The sequence below is a fragment of the Corynebacterium sp. HMSC076D02 genome, assembly GCF_001813815.1.
In the GTDB taxonomy this organism is placed as follows: Bacteria; Actinomycetota; Actinomycetes; order Mycobacteriales; family Mycobacteriaceae; genus Corynebacterium; species Corynebacterium simulans.
In genome coordinates this window covers 12,455-29,720 of the sequence record NZ_KV814057.1, presented here as the reverse complement: position 1 = coordinate 29,720, position 17,266 = coordinate 12,455, and the positions used below count along the sequence as shown (strand labels likewise).

The following is a 17,266-nucleotide window of genomic DNA, read 5'->3' as shown; positions in this document are numbered from 1 at the left end:
GATGCCGTAGGCGCGGATCAGGTCCCTGCTCCCAAGACAAACTGGCCGGTATTTATCATCTCCGGCGTCCTCATTATTGCCATGGCGCTCTATGCCGGGCTCGGCCGCGATTCCGCGGCGGAAACCCTCGCCAGCGTCACCGGCTGGATCGGCCACAACCTCGGCTGGTTCTATGTCCTCACCGCCACCATCGCCGTGGTCTTCGTGCTCTATATTGCCTTTTCCAATGCCGGCAATATCCGCCTCGGCCCGGACCACTCGCGGCCGAAATTCAACACCTTCTCCTGGGCGTCCATGCTCTTTGCCGCCGGCATCGGCGTGGACCTCATGTTCTTCGCCGTCGCAGAACCCGTGACCATGTACGTCACCCCACCGGTCGGGGAAGGCGAAAACATGGAGGCCGCCAAGGAGGCCGTGGTGTGGGCGATGTTCCACTACGGCATCACCGGTTGGGCGCTTTATGCACTGATGGGCATGGCCTTTGGCTACTTTGCCTACCGCCTCAACATGCCACTGGCTATCCGCTCCGCGCTGTATCCGCTCATCGGCAAGCGCGTACACGGCCCAGTTGGTGATGCAGTCGATATCGCTGCCATGCTGGGCACCGTCTTCGGTGTGACCGCCTCCCTGGGCATCGGTGTGGTGCAGCTGTCCTACGGCTTCCACCTCATCTTCGGCATCGAGCAGGGCCTTGGCCTGCAGTCCGCTCTCATCATTATTGCGGTGGCCATTGCCACACTGTCGGCTGTATCCGGTGTGGATAAGGGCATTCGCTTCCTCTCTGAGCTGAACGTCTATTTGGCCATCGCGCTGATGGTCTACGTCGTGGTCTTTGGCAAGACCGCCTACCTCTTCGATGCCATCGTGACCAATATCGGTGACTACGTCTCGAAGTTCCCATCTTGGACCATGGAGACCTTCGCCTTCGCCGAAGACCAAGCCAACGTAGATACTTGGATGCAGTCCTGGACCCTCTTCTTCTGGGCATGGTGGATTGCCTGGGCTACCTTCGTCGGCCTGTTCCTCGCCCGTATTTCCCGCGGCCGCACCCTGCGGCAGTTCATCTTCGGCGTGCTGACCTTCCCCTTCCTGTTCATCCTGATGTGGATGTCCTTCTTCGGCAACACCGCTTTGGACATGGTTCGTTCCGGCGAATACCCCGACTTTGCCGAAGCCGCAATCAATACACCGGAGCAAGGCTTCTACGACATGCTGGCCGAGTTCCCCGGCGCATCCATCGTCATCTTCTTGACCACGTTCATCGGTCTGCTGCTCTACATCACCTCAGCCGACTCTGGTGCGCTGGTGATGTCCAACTTCACCTCGAAGATTACGGATAGCCGCCAGGACGGCCCGAAGTGGATGCGCATCTTCTGGTCCGTCACCGTGGGCGCACTAACCCTGGCGCTTTTGCAGATCGATGGCATCACCACAGTCCAGTCCGCCACCGTGGTCATGGGCCTGCCTTTCGCCTTCGTGGTCTACCTCATTATGTTCTCCCTGTGGAAGTCCCTGCGCCTAGAAAACGTCCAGCGCGAGGCCCGCACCACCGCTATGCACGGAGTGATTTCCTCCCGTACCGAGCGCGAACCGGCCAATGCCGACCTCTGGAAGAACCGCCTCGACCGGGCCAATACCTTCCCTTCCAAGCAGGAGATGGATACCTACCTGCGCGAAACCGCTACCTACGCCCTCCAGCAGGTGGCAACACACATGCGTACCCGCGGTTACGACGCCATCTTGCTCACCAGTGAGCTTCCCGACGTCGAACTGCCCCAGCTCGACCTAGAAGTAAAGCTGCACAATGAGCGCATGTTCCGCTACCAGCTTTTCCCGGTAGCGGCCGAGCGCCCCGATTTCAGCGCGGGCGAAGGCGACGAGTACTACCGCCTCGAGGTCTACGATATGACCGGTTCGCTGGGCTATGACGTCTACGGCTATTCCGAGAACCAAATCATCAATAACGTGCTGGACCTCTACGAGCGCCACCTGGCCTTCCTCTACATGCAGCAGACCCAGCCGGGTGACTCCGATGTCTCTGATGGCGCCGAGCCTGAGCGCACCTGGCGCGAAGATAGCTAAGCTGGCCACTACAACTACCTCTATGAGAGAAAGGTTGCTTTTCACTTGAGCACCCAGAACACTTTGTTCGACCCCACCCAGACCGACCTGCTGAAGGGCGTGCATGCTGATGGCGCCCCGAAGTCCCTGTTCATCAACGGTAAGTGGGAAGCCGCCCAAAGCGGCGACACCCGCACCATCGTTTGCCCGGCCGATGGTTCCACCGTCGGTTTAGTCTCCGAGGCATCCGACGAGGACACCGAGCGCGCCATCAAGGTTGCCCGTGAAACCTTCGACAAGGGCGAGTGGGCTAATACCCCGGCCGCCGAGCGCGGCAAGCTGGTCATCCGCGTGGCCAATTTCATCCGCGAGCACAAGGAACTTTTCGCTTCCGCCGAGTCCGCTGATACCGGCAAGCGCTATGAAGAGTCCTTGGGCGATATGGATGACATCGCCAACGCCTTTGAGTACTTCGGCACCCTGGCCCAGCACCAGGCCGGCCGCGTAGTCGACCCGCAGGATCCCAACCTGCGATCGCGCATCGACGCCGAGCCCGTTGGCGTCTGCGGACTGATTACCCCGTGGAACTACCCGCTACTGCAGGTCTCCTGGAAGGTCGGCCCGGCCCTGGCCGCCGGCAATACCTTCGTCCTCAAACAGGCGGAACTCACCCCGCACACCGCGATGCTGCTCATGGCCGCCCTCAAGGAATGCGGATTGCCAGACGGCGTAGGCAACCTCATCACCGGCGCCGGTGCCAACTGCGGCAACCCACTGTCCCAGCATCCTGACGTCGATATGGTCTCCTTCACCGGCGGCCTGGTCACCGGCAAGATCATCGCAAAGAACGCTGCGGAGACCGTCAAGCGCACCGCGCTGGAACTCGGTGGCAAGAACCCGAACGTCATCTTCGCCGACGCGGACTTCGACGTCGCTGTAGATAACGCCCTCAACGGCGCTTTCTTCCACTCCGGCCAGGTCTGCTCCGCAGGCTCCCGCATCATCGTGGAAGAATCCCTGCACGATAAGTTCATCGAGGCACTGGTGGCGCGCACCAACAACATCAAGATCGGCGGCCCAACCGACGATAAGGCGGAGACCGGCCCACTAATTTCTGAGCAGCACCGCGAGAAGGTTGCCGCCTACGTGGACAAGGCCCGCGAGCAGGGCGCAAAAATTCTCACCGGCGGCCGTGCCGCTACCAGTGAGGACACCAGTGGCCAGCACGGCACCGGCAACACGGACCTGGGCAAGGGCATGTACTACCTGCCGACCATCATCGATGGCGCCACCAAGGACATGGAATGCGTCCACGACGAGGCCTTCGGCCCGGTTGTCACCGTGGAGACCTTCACCACTGAAGAAGAAGCCATCGCTACCGCGAACGACACCGAGTACGGCCTGGCAGGCGCCGTATTTACTAGCGACGCCGGCAAGGCTGAGCGCATGGCACGCGCTATGCGCCACGGCACCATCTGGATCAATGACTTCCACCCATACCTGCCGCAGGCCGAGTGGGGCGGCTACAAGCAGTCCGGCAACGGCCGCGAGCTCGGCCCGACCGGCCTTGCCGAGTACCAGGAGCACAAGCACGTCTACCAGAACCTGGCTCCTGCGGCTTGGGACCAGTTCGGTTTGCAGTAATTAACTCTGCGTACATGGCTTGATGGTCATCGTGTCGATGTAAAGGTGCGCTGGAAGCGAAGCCACCCAGCGCACCGTCGAGCACGCAGACTTCCCGCGAGATATTGACCGCGGAAGGATCGGTTTCTAGCTCGCGATGGAATCCTCAAGCTCAGCCAGCATGTTATCAACGAGGCCGATCTTGAAGTCAGCTGGCGCGAAGGCGCCCTCGTTCATGTCGGTGATGAGGTTGACCTCTACCTGAGTGCGCAGCTGCTTCATGGAGAAGTTAGCCACTGCCAGGCGCCATGCCTCAACTGCGCGAATGCCGCCGGAGAAGCTGTAACCCACGAAAGCGATGGACTTGTTTACCCACTCGGCGCCCAAGGAATCGAAGGCGTTCTTGAACGGACCCGGCACGGAGTGGTTGTACTCAGGGGTGACAAAGACGTAGCCATCGCAAGAATCGATGGCATCGGACCAAGCCTGAACGTTGGCGTCGTCGTAGCTCTTGTTCGCCGCCATCGGGATGACGGAGGTGGTCATGATCGGAACGTTGAATGCCTTGAGATCAATTACTTCGTATTCAACGCCGGTGTTGCGGCCTTTAGCCAAGTCACCAACCCAGTTTGCGATTGCCTCGCCTGCACGATCGTCGCGAGTAGAGCCGAGAACGATACCAATCTTTGCCATGGGAATAACCCTCTTTCATTTTGTTGATTAGTCAACAACAAAGACTAGCACGCGCGTCAACTTGACGAATAGTGATATTGATTCGCCCTTCCCGCAGACCACATCCTTCTGGCAACGTTGCGTCATTAACCCGCACCACACCGTGATAGGCCAGCCGCTTCGGTCCGCCAAAGACAATCAGATCCCCTGAACCAAGCAGAACGTCATCCCAGGGCTTATTGCGGTTTTCCGTATTGCCCATCCGAAACAGCGCTTCATCACCAATGGATAGAGAAATCACCGGCGCCAAGGATTCCTCGAAATCATCGACGTGCATGCCCATCCCCGAGCCCGGTGGATAGTAATTCACCAACGCCATCTCAGGAACGAAGCTCTCAGCCCACGGCGCTAACTCGGACGCGACCTCGGCAGCCGCGCGCAGTGCCAGAAACGCCAGCTCCCGCAACGATTCCAGCATCGGCGGCACTCGAGTCCCCTCAATATTGTCCACGTAACGATAGGTCTCGTAATGCCAGAACCTGCCCAAATGCAGCTGATGCACGCTCATCTGCCCCGACTTCAAACGTGGGCGATACATCGCCATCGGCGTGCCCGCATAAGCCCGCGCCACCTCACGAACAGCAGAAACCAACACTTCTTGGCTGCTCACGGACAACCATCCTGGCAGATGCGCCACGCCCGGCGCGACCTGGACGGCGGGCCGAGAGACGTCGAAAAACATGGCCCAAGAGTACATGTCCGTCCGCAGCGCACAAGACGTCCCTTTCACGCGACTAGACTAAATCCCCATGAACCTCGAGCAATTCGGCACCTGGGAAAAAATGTCCGGCGGGCACTGGCACCTGCCGGGGCAGACGGAACAAGTACGCGCGGAGCACGCTCGTACTTTCCGCTTGATCAAGCAGTTCAACGAGTTAGGTAACACCGATCAAGGCAAAGCACGGGAAATTCTGCGGGAGCTGCTTCCGGAGGAATCCCATGTGCCGGGCTGGTTCGGGCCGGCCAACGTGGAGTTCGGTTGCAACCTCTTCATAGGTGAGCATGTCTTCATCAATTTTGGTGCCACCATCTTGGCCCAGGCCAAGGTCACGCTCGCCGATCACGTGATGATTGGGCCCAATTGCTCCCTTATCACCGTGGGCCATCCGGTCAATGACCACGAGATGCGCGAGGGCGGTTGGGAGATTGCCAAACCGATCACCGTGGGCCGCAACACCTGGTTCGGGGCCAACGTCACCGTCATGCCGGGCGTCACCATCGGTGAGGATTGCGTCATCGGTGCAGGCACCTTAGTCACCCGCGATGTCCCCGACAAGTCGCTGGTTTTGGGCTCGCCCGGCCGCGTGGTGCGCAAGCTCAATGGAGACAACCTCGAGCGCGAAGATCTCGAAGGCCCAGTGGAAGGCTTCGGGCTGGAGTAGATGTTCGATCTCGCACGCATCGGCGCGGGCCTACCCGTTGCTGAAACCATCGATAGCCTGCCCAAGACCGGAAACATAGTGATGCAGGCCCCGCCTGGCACCGGCAAGACCACGCTAGTTCCGCCGGCCTTGGCAAACATGGATGGCAAAGTCATCGTCACTGCCCCACGCCGCGTCGCAGTCCGCGCGGCAGCCAACCGCCTCCAAGCGCTGTCCGGCCAGCAGATCGGCTACGCAGTACGCGGTGATTCCCGCAAAGGTCAGGACGTAGAGTTCGTCACCCCGGGCGTGCTGCTGCGCCGCCTCCTTAAAGATCCCGAGCTCACCGGCGTTGCCGCAGTAGCCATCGACGAGGTTCACGAACGCCAGCTCGACACGGACTTGGTCCTTGGCATGTGTCTCGAATTGGCGCAGCTGCGCGACGATTTCCGCGTCGTCGCCATGTCCGCGACCGTTGATGCGCAGCGTTTCTCGCAGCTTATGGACGCCCCGGTTGATGTCACCGAGGCGGTCACTCATCCCCTCGATATTCACTATCGCCCGGCGCCTGGGCGTGCTTCCGGCGACCGCGATTTTTATTCCCACGTAGCCCGCCAAGCCATGGGACATACAGGTTCCACGCTGGTCTTTGTCCCCGGCGTGCGCGAGGTGGAACTGGTCTGCGAGATGCTGCCGGAGGCCTATCCGCTCCACGGTAGGCAGAGCACGGCTGAGCAGGATGCTGCGTTGTACACGGATGCCGATCGCATCGTTGTCGCGACATCCATCGCAGAATCCTCCCTGACGGTGCCCGGCGTGCGCACCGTGGTCGACGCTGGTCTCTCGCGCACCCCGCGCCGCGACGCCCAGCGCGGAATGTCCGGTCTGGTTACCGTATCCACCTCCAAGTCGAGCGCGGATCAGCGCGCCGGACGTGCAGGCCGTGAGGCCCCGGGTACCGTCATCCGTTGCTATTCCCAAGAGGATTACCAGCACTTTGCCCCGCACATCACCCCGGAGATCTTGAGCGCCGACCTCACCCAAGCCGCGCTTTTCCTAGATTGCTGGGGCGCCGGCCCGGACTTCCCGTTGCTGGATCAGCCACCTGCACGCGCGCTTGCCGACGCCCACCGCACCCTCACCGCGATTGGCGCCACCCCGGAGCTCGCGACCATGCCCACCGACCCACGCCTCGGCGCTGCACTTTTGAAATACGGCTCCCAAGCTGCCCCAGCCGTGGCGGCGCTGAGCGATTCCCCGCGCGGGGATATCACCCGCATCACTCCGGCCAAACGCGAGGTCCAGCGCCTCGCGCGCCTCGTGCCGGATAAGGGCGACATCGATCCCGGCCGCGTTGTCGCCGCCGCATTCCCCGATCAGGTGGCAAAGAGAATGGGCGATGACTACCTTCTGGCCAGCGGTACCCGCGCCCGATTATTAGAGGACAATGGTGCCGCATGGCTGGCCGTAGCGGAAGTGTCTCTTTCTAACGCCGGCAACGCCATCATCCGCGCCTTTACCCGCATCGACGAAGAGGCAGCGCTTGCAGCCATCGGCACCACTGAAGAAGTAACTGCGACCTTAAAGGACGGGAAAATCCGCGGTCGCAAAGTAACCCGCGCCGGCGCGATCGAGCTAAGTTCTACCCCCATCAACGTCACCGGTGCCGCCGCCGAAGAAGCCCTTGCTGCCGGCATCCGCCAGCAGGGTCTAGATCTTTTCTCTTTCAGCGAGAAAGCCCAGAACCTGCGCGATCGCCTCCGTCACCTCTACCGCAACTACGGCACGCCGTGGCCAGACGTGGAGCAGGCGAATCCCGCCGAGTGGCTCGGCCCCGAGCTGCACCAGATTGCAGAAGGCACGCCTGCCTCCGCTATCGACGTCTACCCTGCTCTGCAGCGCCTTCTGCCCTGGCCGGAGGCAAGCAAGCTCGACGAACTCGCACCTGAGCGCCTACCCGTTCCTTCCGGCAGGGATGCAAAGATCGACTGGAGTGGCGAGCGTCCCGTGGTCTCCATCAAGCTGCAAGAGTGCTTTGGCTTGGCCGAATCCCCCGTATATTGCGGCCACCGCGTGCAATTCCACCTGCTCTCGCCTGCCGGCCGGCCGCTTGCCGTCACCGATGATCTGGCCAGCTTTTGGGCCGGGCCCTACCAAGGCGTGCGCGCCGATATGCGCGGGCGCTACCCCAAGCACCCGTGGCCCGAGGATCCGTGGACCGCACCTGCCACCGCCAAGACTAAGAAGCGGATGTAGGCCCCCACTGCTGGATGCCCAGGTAGATGCTCATTACCACCACGAGGGTAAGCAGAGCAAAACGAATCAGCTTGGTGCCGCCGCCTAGTACGGTGCGGGCACCGAGCTGCGCGCCAATGACGTTAGCCACGGCCAAGACTAGGGCCAGCGCCCAAATGACGTGCCCTCCCAAGATGAACACGCAGAGCGCGCCGACGTTCGTGCAGGTGTTGACCACCTTCGCCATCGCCGCTGACTTGAGGAAGTTCTGGGAGAAGATGCCCGTAAACGCCATGATGAGGAACATGCCGGTTCCGGGGCCAAAGATGCCGTCATAGAAAGCGATGCAGGCCACCGCTGCCAACGCAGCCCACGTGCGCCATCCACCACGGATGCCTTCGCTTTCATTCGTGCCAAAGCTGGGGCGAAAGGCCACGAAGGCACCAGCGCACACCATCAACACGATAATCAGCGGGCGCATCACGTCCTTATCAATCATCGCCGCAGCGCCCGCACCGATGCCGGAGCACCCCAGCGCCACCAACCCAAAACGGATAAGCTCCCCCGCCGGTGGCCGAACCTTGCGCACCATCTTCACTGCAGCCGAAGCCGTGCCCGAGACCGCCGCAACCTTATTCGTGGCCAGCGCCGTCGCCGGCGCGAGTTGCGGCGCCACCGCCATGATGAGCGGAATTAGTACGAGTCCCCCGCCGCCAATGACGGCATCGATCCATCCCGCTACCGCAGCTCCTGACGTCAACAATGCCCAACCGCTAAACCCCAGGTCCAACAACTCCATGCGTGTTATTAAACTCGACGCCATGTCTGTTCGTGCACAGTGGGCCATCATTGCGCCAGGGTCTGTGGCCCTCGGCGCGCTTTTTACTTACCTGCACGTGCCCGCCGCCTGGATCCTGGCAGCCATCGTGGTCTCCGGTGCGATGGCGCTTATCACCGGGCAAGAACTCACCGTCAACAAGCACTTCTACGCCGTGGCCCGCGGCTTCATCGGCATCATGGCGGCCATCCCCCTCACGCTGGTACCGGCCTCGCTACTTCTTGGCTTTCTTCCCGCCGCCATCACGATGTCCCTCATCACCGTCATCGTCGGCATGGCAGGCGGAATGTTGCTGCACCGCTCGCAGCCCAAAGAGATCTCCTGGGAAACCGGCATCTTATCCATGCTGCCCGGCGGCGCCTCCCTCATGCCGGCGCTTGCCAGCGAGCTCGGTGCCGACTACCGCTATGTGGCACTGACCCAATACCTGCGCCTGCTCGCGGTTTCGGTCTCCCTGCCTTTTATGGTCAGCTTCATGACCACTGAATCCGGTGGCACGGATGCATCCGTCCACGTCGATAGCGGCGCCTGGTGGGTCATTGCGCTGACCGTAGCTATTGCGGTCCTCGGCGAGCGCCTAGGCAAGCTCGCGCACCTGCCCGCCTCAGCCGTCTTGGGCCCGCTCATCCTCACCGTCATCGTCGCGCAATTCCTGCCCGCCGGGCACACACTGGAGCCGCACTCCATCTTCAAGATCATGGCATTCATGTCCATCGGTTGGGTCTGCGGCGGCGGACTGTCCATCCCCGCGCTGCGTTCCTTTGCCAAGCAGCTCCCGGCCACAATCGCCTTCATCATTATCGTCATCGGCGTCTGCGCGCTTACCGCCTGGCCGCTGACGGCCTGGCTGGATATCTCCTACTTCGAGGCCTACCTCGCCACCACGCCCGGCGCGCTCGAGACAGTTCTTGCGCTATCTTCCGAAGGCGGCGCGGGACCTGCAGTGGTCGCGGTGCAGATCGTCCGCCTCATCTTCGTGCTCGTTATCGCAGGCTATTTGCCCCATATTTTGCGCCTTATGGCCAAAAGTAAGTGACCATCAAGCGCTCCGCTGCTATCAAATGGCTAAGACTGAAAACTCAGGCTTTAGTTCAAGATGGTCTGCCGCAGAATCGACATAGGAACAGATCCTAGCGCCAAGGCCTCGGAGTGGAAGTCCCGCACGCTCATTCCCTGCTCCACGGCCTCCTGCCTGGTCTGCTGCCATAGGCGCTCGCCCAGTGCATAGGAAGGCGCCTGCCCCGGCCAGCCCAGGTAGCGGTTGACCTCAAAGTTGAGGTTCGCGTCATCCATCGCGGTGTTTTCGCGCATGAAGGTCTTCACATGGGCCTTATCCCACTTGCCAGAGTTGCTGCAGTCCGGCAGCTTCTTGCCCAAGTGCAATCCGATGTCCACCACAACGCGGGCGGCGCGGAAGCGTTGGGCGTCAAGAAGCCCCATGCGGAATCCCGGATCCTCCATATAACCCAGCTCCGCCATGAGCGCCTCAGCGTAAAGCGCCCAGCCTTCGCCGTGGCCCGAGTTCCAGGTCACCGCACGGCGCCACAGGTTGAGATCATCTTGGACCAGCGCAGAACCCAGCTGCAGATGATGGCCCGGCACGCCCTCGTGGTGAACCGTGGTCAGCTCCTGCCAGGTGTGGAAACGCTCCTGGCCAGCCGGAACTGACCACCACATGCGGCCTGGACGCGAGAAATCATCTGCAGGCGGGGTATAAAAGATGCCGCCTGTACCGGCAGGATCGATGCAGCATTCGATATCGCGGATCTGCTCCGGAATGTCGAACTCGGTGCCATCCAAATCCTTGATGACTTTCTCCGCCGTGCCCTGCATCCATTCCACGAGCGCATCGGTGCCCTCCAGCACGTAACGCTCCTCTTGGTTGAGGTTGCGCATCGCGGCCTTCACGGTGCACTCAGAGCCATACAACTCGTGCGCGATCTTTTCTTGCTCAGCGCGGATTTCTTGGACGCGCTCCAGGCCCCACTCGTAGGCCTCATCAAGATCGACGGTATCGCCGACGAAAAGCTTGGAAAACCGCTCATAGCGGTCACGGCCCACCGCATCCTCGGTGGAAGCCTGCGGCTGTAGTTCGTTGGAGAGCCAATCAGCGAACTGCCCAAAAGCGCTCTTTGCCGCCTCGACCTCAGTACCCTCGACGCCAAGGCCCTCCAACATGGAACCGGCGTCGGCAAGCCGCTCACACTGGACGAAGACTTCGTTGATCTGGCGATGCGGCGGAATCAGGCCATGTGCCGCCGACTCCTGCAAGGAATCCTTGTATCCGCTTAGTGCGCCACCGACCTTGGACAGGCGCGAGCGAATGGCATCAAGCTGCTCAGGGGTATCCTGCGGCATCAGCAGCAAAGTATCGCGAATGGTCTGCACCGGGGAGGCGATGTTGTTGAGGCTGCGCATATCCTCGCCGTGGTGGTGCAAGTCCAGCTCTAGGCAAAGGCGATCGCGCAAGACGGCTGCGGTCACGTAATCCACATCGTCGAAGTCATCTTCATCATCGGACTCGTCAGTGGTGTCATCCAGAGCATCGACGTCAGCGACCATGTCACGGGTGCGGTCAGCAATAGCCGCGTAGTACTCCGGCGAGAAATCCTGCAGCTCGCCTTCGAATCCCGGGATGCCCCACGCCGTTGCTTCGGTAGGGCTTAGCTCCGCAAGATCGTGCACAAAGTTATCGCAGGCCGCGTCCAAGAGGGAAGGATGGCGGCTCTGGTTTGGCTCTGAACTCATGAGGGTGAAGTCTATCCTTTACCTGGAGCCTAGGGCCAACCTAGGCGCCAAACGTTGTCAGCTTGTTAGCTACTTGTTATCCCACTTCATCCCGGGATTAATCCAACCCGCAAAGGCATCCAGAACCTGCGCTGGCGTTGGCTCAAGCACGATCGCATCCACAAAGCGGCGCTGCACGAAGCCCGCCTCTGACATGCCCGCGTACATGTCCACGAAAGGACGCCAGAATCCGGCGACGTCCACCAAGCCAACGGGGCCGTCGACGTGGCCTAGTTGCTGCATGGTCAGCACCTCCGCGAGCTCTTCGAGGGTGCCCACGCCGCCCGGCAGACACACGTAGCCATCTGCCAAGTCCTCCATGCGGGTCTTGCGCTGCGCCATGGTCTCCACCACTTCAAGTGAGGTCAGGCCAGGATGTGAAAGCTCTAGGTCCACCAGCTGTTCGGGGATCACGCCGGTGACCGTTCCGCCTCCTGCCAGACATGCATCCGCTACCACGCCCATGAGCCCCACGTTGCCGCCGCCGTAAACCAAGTTGATTCCACGATCTGCCAGCTGCCCGCCCAGCTGACGGGCTGCTTCGATATATGCTTCCGAGTTACCGGTGGCCGAGCCGCAATAAACCGCAATTGAATCCATGGACACCACACTATAGAAAGAAGTCCTTAGACAATGTTGTCTAATCTTGCGAATACCTGCTAGACAATACGGTCTAGAAAATCTATACTTCTAATTATGCTCAAACCTGGCCCCGTGTTCACTCGCCCGCGCACCCCAGCGGCTAAGTGCCTTCACCTCGTGCGTTTAAACCCCATCATCACGCGCAGTGAGCTCGTCGAGGCAACAGGACTTTCCCAGCCCACCATCACCCGCGCCACCGCAGCACTGCTCCAGGCGGGCCTCATCCAGGAAAGAAACGATCTCACCCGTTCCCAAGGCCGCGGGCGCCCCACGGTTCCGCTCGAAGTTGCCGAAAATGACTGGATCCTGGCCGGAATTGCCGTGGGTACCTCGCAGACCCACATCGGCTTCTACGACACGCTCGGGCGCACCATCCGCGAAGATGACGTACCTACCCCCGTCGCGCAGCTGAGCGAGGAGGACTTCATCGAGCACATCATGGCCGGCGTCCATCGCCTAAGCGCAGGCCTCGACCGCAAACTGGTCTCCGTGGGCATTACCACCTCCGGCACTGTCGACGCCGCGGGCCGCGTCACCGCCGCAAACCTGGGCTGGGTCGACGTCGACATCGCAGAGCGCCTGCGCTATCAGTTCAGCGTGCCCGTTGTGGTTTCCTCCGCCGTGCCCGCAATCTTGGGCTCCGAAACCCAAGCCGCGGAACTTGGAAATACTGATCCAGTTCTAGTTCTTTTTGCGGATGACTCGATCGGCGCCGCGCTTTCCACTGGCGACGAAGTCTCCCAGATCATCCCCCTGCCTTCCATCGCAGAGGTGCCCCACCCAGAGGAAACCTTAACTACCGCCGCCGTGCAGAAAAAGCTAGACAACGTCGATACCTCCGCGCACCGCGAAATCCTCGATGAACGCGCTCGCCATCTAGGCCTTGTCGCGGCACAACTCATCAAGGAACATGAGCCCACCACCGTTGTGCTCGCCGGTGGAGCATTCCTTGATGACCCTGCTGCGCCGAAACGTTTCGCGGCAGTCGTACGAGAAAAAGCCGGAAAGTCCGCCCAGCTACGTCTCATCCCCTCGCATCAGGAGATCGTGGGGGCGATTACCCGCGCAATTGCGCTCGATCCCCTGCTGCGCGTGCCGCTCGAGCTAAAGGCTTAGCCGCGGGAGGAAAGCTCTGCGTCGATGCGCAGGAGGCCAGAGCCATCGTTGCCCACGAGCTTGATCTGGTCGACGATCTCGCTGACGGTGGACTCCTCCTCGATCTGCTCCTCCAGGAACCAGTTGATCATGGAGCGGGAATCCAGATCGCCGGCCGCATCAGCGGTGCGCGCGATCTCGCGAATCTGCTCGGAGACCTTCTGCTCGTGTGCGAAAGCCGCCTCGAAAGCATCCAGCGGGGTAGCTGCCTTGATGGAAGGAACTGAGATGTCAGAAAGCTCAACGCGGTAGCCGCGGTCCAGCAGGTGCTGCGCGAACTTCTGCGCGTGCGCGCGCTCCTCTTCTGCCTGCGCGTAGAACCAGTCGCGCATACCTGGGAAGGAGAGGTTATCCATCTCGTATGCCAGCTGGGTGTAAATAAGAGCAGCGCCGTGCTCGTTGTTGACCTGATTGTTCAGGAGGGTTTGCAGCTTCTCGTCCATGTCAGGAACCTTTCTCTAAGACACCCCGGAAAGTACAATTGCCTATCAAACCGGGGCGATTCATTAAGTGCAACACCAACAATACAGATTTATTTCCGTCGCGCTAGGAAGGTTTGCTTTAGCAAACATGCCGGTCAAGGCAACTTTTTGGGTTGGATCTCCTAACTTTGCTCAGGATATCCACCACTGCATTCCCCCTTAGGACAACCGCGACACAACCAAGCCACGCTTGACGACGCCGCCCTTGCCTAGAACAGCTTCGGCAGTTTCAGGCCCGGAATCGCACCAGAGAAGGCAGCACCGACTGCAGCCAGAATCGCAACAATCGCGGCTACAATGCCGCCGATTGCACCCGCGGAAGAACCCGCGTCAGGCTTTGGATCTGGTTTCGACTCTGGCTTCGGCTCTGGCTTCACTTCTGGCTCAGCAGCCGCCTTGCCATAGGTGACAGTGAGGTCAGTGTTTCCGTCCTCTAGCGGTCCCGGCTCGTAGAAGCCCAGCATCGCGTCGGAGCCAACCTTGGTGATGGACGTCTGCGCATCTGTGGTGGTGTAGGTCTTCTCTGCTGCCGGAACAATTGCTTCGCTCAACTTAAAGGTGGAGATTTCTGCGTCATCCAGGTCGGTTTCAATTGCCTCCTTGCTGCCTGGCCCCTTGGCACCGGTGGTCTTCAAGTCCGCCGTGATGGTGGCATCAGTGCCGGAAACCACCACCTTGATGTCGCTGAACGTCATATCGAGGCCATAGCCGCCATCTGGGCCCATGCCCGGGTGTGCTTTGAAGTGCAGCGAGCCATCAGTGTCGATGGTTCCGTTACCCTTTTCGTCAACCGTGGATGCGGAAGCATTCACTGGAAGCTTGAAAGAATTGTCAGCGAAGACGGCACCATCAGTGGTCTTAATCTCACCCTGCGCAAAAGGCTTTTGCAGGTAGGAAATGAAGGACTCCTTGATGGGCCAGCTGAGCTCACCGGAAGCGAGGGCAGGAATTTCCGCAGCGGAAGCAGTGGGTACTGCGAGAGCACCGGCCACGAGAGTGGTGGCGGTGAGTACAGAGATTGGCTTCATTTAGTTCTCCGAATCAGAAAGAGTGTAGATGAGAGTATGCAAACTGAGATTTGCTATACCTAACAGAGGTTAGGCAAGGCTAAGCTTAAAGTCAAGGCCTGTTTTAGTGGCGCCGATTTAACTCAGCAAAGATGCCCGCATTAAACGCAAAGGCCGCCTGGGCCTCAGAGATAAGCGCCGCCCGCTCCGCTTCTGCCAATCGCATCTCATCAATACGCTGTCGGTAACCATTGCGGTAAGGAGGAATCTTCCCGATCGCGGTGAAGTCGTAGAAGTTAAGCGCATCCGGATCAATCCCATACAGTGCACCCAACCGCGCCGCAATAACCTGGCCGCCGGAAATGTCACCGAGGTAGCGCACATAGTGATGCGCCACAACCTCAACCGCATGCTCAGGTGTAGCCAACTGCTCAAGGCGGGCCACATAAGCCGCGGTAGCCGGCAAGATGCGAACCTTATCACGCCAATCCCCTCCCAGCTGCTGAGTCAGATCGACCTCGAGAGCATCGCGGCGCTCCAAACGCGGATCGGCCACAGCGCCCGCGGTTGCCGTTTCCGCCACAGCACGCACGGTTCGCTCCAATGTCTCATACACAAACCACAGCTGACCGGTCAGATCGGCGACAGCTTTGGCATCTAGCTCTCCCGTCATGAGCCGCTGCATAAAGCTCGATCCCTCCGCCGCCTCGTGGGCACGCGCAGTCTCCTCGCGCAAAGCCAGCGATAACGGTCGATCCAGCGCAATGGTCATAAATTCTCCTTAGAAAAGTAATGCTTACCTAACTTACCGAAACCAACTTAAAGTTAGGGTTACCTAAAAATCAATATTTAAGGAGAAAATCAACCAAAAGAACTACCTGTCTAACTTGCCGCTCAGACGCTCCAAGCGCTGCAAGCTCGCACCATCCAAGCCCCGGAATTCCACCTCGACCCCGCGGTCGGCATACTTTTCCTGCACCGAATCCAGCGTCGCCACCGTGGAGGCATCCCAAATTTCGGCGCCATTTAGGTCAATAACCACGTGCTCTTCCGGCAACGTGTAGTCGAAGGCATAAACCAGATCGTTCGAGGACGCGAAGAAAAGCTGCCCACGCACAAAGTAGGTGTTTCCCTCCAAGTCCACCGACACGAAATGCGCCACGCGGCGAGCAAAAGCCACCGACGCCGCCAGCACACCGGCGACCACACCCACTGCCAAGTTGTGGGTAAGCAAGGTGCCCACCACGGTTACCAACATGACCACTGTTTCCGAAAGCGGCATAAGCCGCAGCGTGCGCGGGTTAATCGAATGCCAATCCACGGTCGTACCAGCGACAATAATCATCACCGCTACCAACGCCGCCATAGGAATGCGGCCGACGGTCTCCCCCAAGACCACGACGAGGATGAGCAGGAAGACGCCGGCGAGGACCGTCGACAAGCGCGTGCGTGCCTGCGCGCCCTTCACATTGATCATGGTCTGGCCAATCATCGCGCACACACCCATTCCACCAATCAGTGCGGACAAGATGTTTCCCACGCCTTGGCCTAAGGACTCGCGCGTCTTATCGGAGTGCGTGTCCGTAATGTCGTCGACGAGCTTCGCCGTCAGCAGCGATTCCATCAGTCCCACCAGAGCCACGCCAACCACGTAAGGAGCGATGAGCTCGAGCGTCTCCAGATTCAGCGGCACGTTCGGAATAAACAATCCCGGCAGGCTCGTAGGCAGCTCACCTTGGTCGGCCACGTCCGGGACCTTCCACCCGAAAGCAATAGCCAACACCGTGACCACCAGGATGGTCACCAAAGGCGCAGGGATCACCGTGGTCAGCCGCGGCAGCACCAGCATGATCACCAGCCCCATTGCCACCAGCACGTATACCATCCACGGCACATGCTTAAGATGCGGCAGCTGCGCGGTAAACATCATGATGCCCAAAGCGTTGACGAATCCGGTCATCACCGAGCGCGGGATGAAACGCATAAGCTTGGCGACGCCCAGCATCGCCAAGATGATCTGCAAGATGCCGGCCAGCATGATGGTGGCCACCACATAGTCAAGGCCGTGACTGTGCGACAACGGCGCAATAACCAAGGCCACCGCGCCCGCCGCCGCAGAAACCATCGCGGGGCGTCCGCCGGTGAACGCGATGGAGATTGCCATGATCACCGAGGCAAACAAACCCACGCGCGGATCGAGCCCCGCCAAGATGGAAAAACTGAGAACCTCAGGAATCAGCGCCAGCGCTACCGCGAGGCCGCCGAAGACCTCCATACGAAAGCGCGCTGGCGAAGAAAATGCATATTTAAAACTGCCGAGAACAGAAGTAGGTGCGGGTTGTT

15 protein-coding genes are annotated in these 17,266 nt (G+C 60.2%); 6 read left to right on the top strand and 9 right to left on the bottom strand.

Translation table 11 applies throughout. The features are described from left to right. Positions 1-2,082 (top strand): choline BCCT transporter BetT (gene betT, locus HMPREF2935_RS07615; protein ID WP_070732659.1); only part of this gene is annotated, 2,082 nt, incomplete at its 5' end. 45 nt (positions 2,083-2,127) lie between these two features. Next, positions 2,128-3,705, top strand: a complete 1,578-nt coding sequence (locus tag HMPREF2935_RS07610) for an aldehyde dehydrogenase family protein (protein ID WP_070732656.1) — start codon at positions 2,128-2,130, stop codon at positions 3,703-3,705. Between the two features lie 126 nt (positions 3,706-3,831). Here the strand turns inward: HMPREF2935_RS07610 and HMPREF2935_RS07605 are convergent, their stop codons facing one another. Together HMPREF2935_RS07605 and HMPREF2935_RS07600 are read right to left on the bottom strand one after the other, a co-directional pair. Then, positions 3,832-4,377, bottom strand: a complete 546-nt coding sequence (locus HMPREF2935_RS07605; RefSeq protein ID WP_061919953.1) for an NADPH-dependent FMN reductase — start codon at positions 4,375-4,377, stop codon at positions 3,832-3,834. A 31-nt stretch (positions 4,378-4,408) separates the two neighbouring features. Beyond that, positions 4,409-5,098 (bottom strand): alpha-ketoglutarate-dependent dioxygenase AlkB family protein, encoded by a 690-nt coding sequence (locus tag HMPREF2935_RS07600; protein WP_070732686.1) that lies wholly within the window; start codon positions 5,096-5,098, stop codon positions 4,409-4,411. Between the two features lie 67 nt (positions 5,099-5,165). Here HMPREF2935_RS07600 and HMPREF2935_RS07595 point away from each other — a divergent pair, with 67 nt between their 5' ends. Then, positions 5,166-5,798 (top strand): sugar O-acetyltransferase, encoded by a 633-nt coding sequence (locus tag HMPREF2935_RS07595; protein ID WP_070732654.1) that lies wholly within the window; start codon positions 5,166-5,168, stop codon positions 5,796-5,798. Further along, complete coding sequence (locus HMPREF2935_RS07590; RefSeq protein ID WP_070732652.1) at positions 5,799-8,033, top strand: ATP-dependent RNA helicase; 2,235 nt, start codon at positions 5,799-5,801, stop codon at positions 8,031-8,033. Here HMPREF2935_RS07590 and HMPREF2935_RS07585 read toward each other — a convergent pair. Beyond that, positions 8,017-8,811 (bottom strand): TSUP family transporter, encoded by a 795-nt coding sequence (locus HMPREF2935_RS07585; RefSeq protein ID WP_083313203.1) that lies wholly within the window; start codon positions 8,809-8,811, stop codon positions 8,017-8,019. The genes HMPREF2935_RS07590 and HMPREF2935_RS07585 overlap by 17 nt on opposite strands. Before the next feature lie 22 nt (positions 8,812-8,833). On the opposite strand from HMPREF2935_RS07585, the gene HMPREF2935_RS07580 reads away from it, so the two are divergent. Next, on the top strand, positions 8,834-9,886 hold the full coding sequence (locus HMPREF2935_RS07580) for an AbrB family transcriptional regulator (RefSeq protein ID WP_246817803.1): 1,053 nt from the start codon (positions 8,834-8,836) through the stop codon (positions 9,884-9,886). A 50-nt stretch (positions 9,887-9,936) separates the two neighbouring features. Here the strand turns inward: HMPREF2935_RS07580 and HMPREF2935_RS07575 are convergent, their stop codons facing one another. Together HMPREF2935_RS07575 and HMPREF2935_RS07570 are read right to left on the bottom strand one after the other, a co-directional pair. Then, a complete protein-coding gene (locus tag HMPREF2935_RS07575) occupies positions 9,937-11,598 on the bottom strand; it encodes a DUF885 domain-containing protein (RefSeq protein WP_061919945.1) in 1,662 nt (553 codons plus the stop codon). A 69-nt stretch (positions 11,599-11,667) separates the two neighbouring features. Further along, entirely contained in the window at positions 11,668-12,237 is a 570-nt protein-coding gene (locus HMPREF2935_RS07570; protein WP_070732649.1) for an LOG family protein, read from the bottom strand. Positions 12,238-12,333: 96 nt separating this feature from the next. Here HMPREF2935_RS07570 and HMPREF2935_RS07565 point away from each other — a divergent pair, with 96 nt between their 5' ends. Beyond that, positions 12,334-13,395, top strand: coding sequence for an ROK family protein (locus tag HMPREF2935_RS07565; protein WP_070732647.1), 1,062 nt, complete (start codon positions 12,334-12,336; stop codon positions 13,393-13,395). Here HMPREF2935_RS07565 and HMPREF2935_RS07560 read toward each other — a convergent pair. The 4 genes from HMPREF2935_RS07560 to HMPREF2935_RS07545 all read right to left on the bottom strand — a co-directional run bounded on the left by HMPREF2935_RS07560 (position 13,392) and on the right by HMPREF2935_RS07545 (position 17,198). Continuing rightward, on the bottom strand, positions 13,392-13,877 hold the full coding sequence (locus HMPREF2935_RS07560; RefSeq protein WP_070433350.1) for a ferritin: 486 nt from the start codon (positions 13,875-13,877) through the stop codon (positions 13,392-13,394). The two genes, HMPREF2935_RS07565 and HMPREF2935_RS07560, sit on opposite strands and share 4 nt — an antisense overlap. 248 nt (positions 13,878-14,125) lie before the next feature. Then, the gene (locus HMPREF2935_RS07555; RefSeq protein ID WP_062036334.1) at positions 14,126-14,944 is read right to left on the bottom strand and encodes an HtaA domain-containing protein; all 819 of its coding nucleotides are present in this window, start codon (positions 14,942-14,944) and stop codon (positions 14,126-14,128) included. A gap of 103 nt (positions 14,945-15,047) precedes the next feature. Then, the gene (locus HMPREF2935_RS07550; RefSeq protein ID WP_070732646.1) at positions 15,048-15,695 is read right to left on the bottom strand and encodes a biliverdin-producing heme oxygenase; all 648 of its coding nucleotides are present in this window, start codon (positions 15,693-15,695) and stop codon (positions 15,048-15,050) included. A 102-nt stretch (positions 15,696-15,797) separates the two neighbouring features. After that, complete coding sequence (locus HMPREF2935_RS07545; RefSeq protein WP_061919935.1) at positions 15,798-17,198, bottom strand: SulP family inorganic anion transporter; 1,401 nt, start codon at positions 17,196-17,198, stop codon at positions 15,798-15,800. Positions 17,199-17,266: the final 68 nt, after the last annotated feature.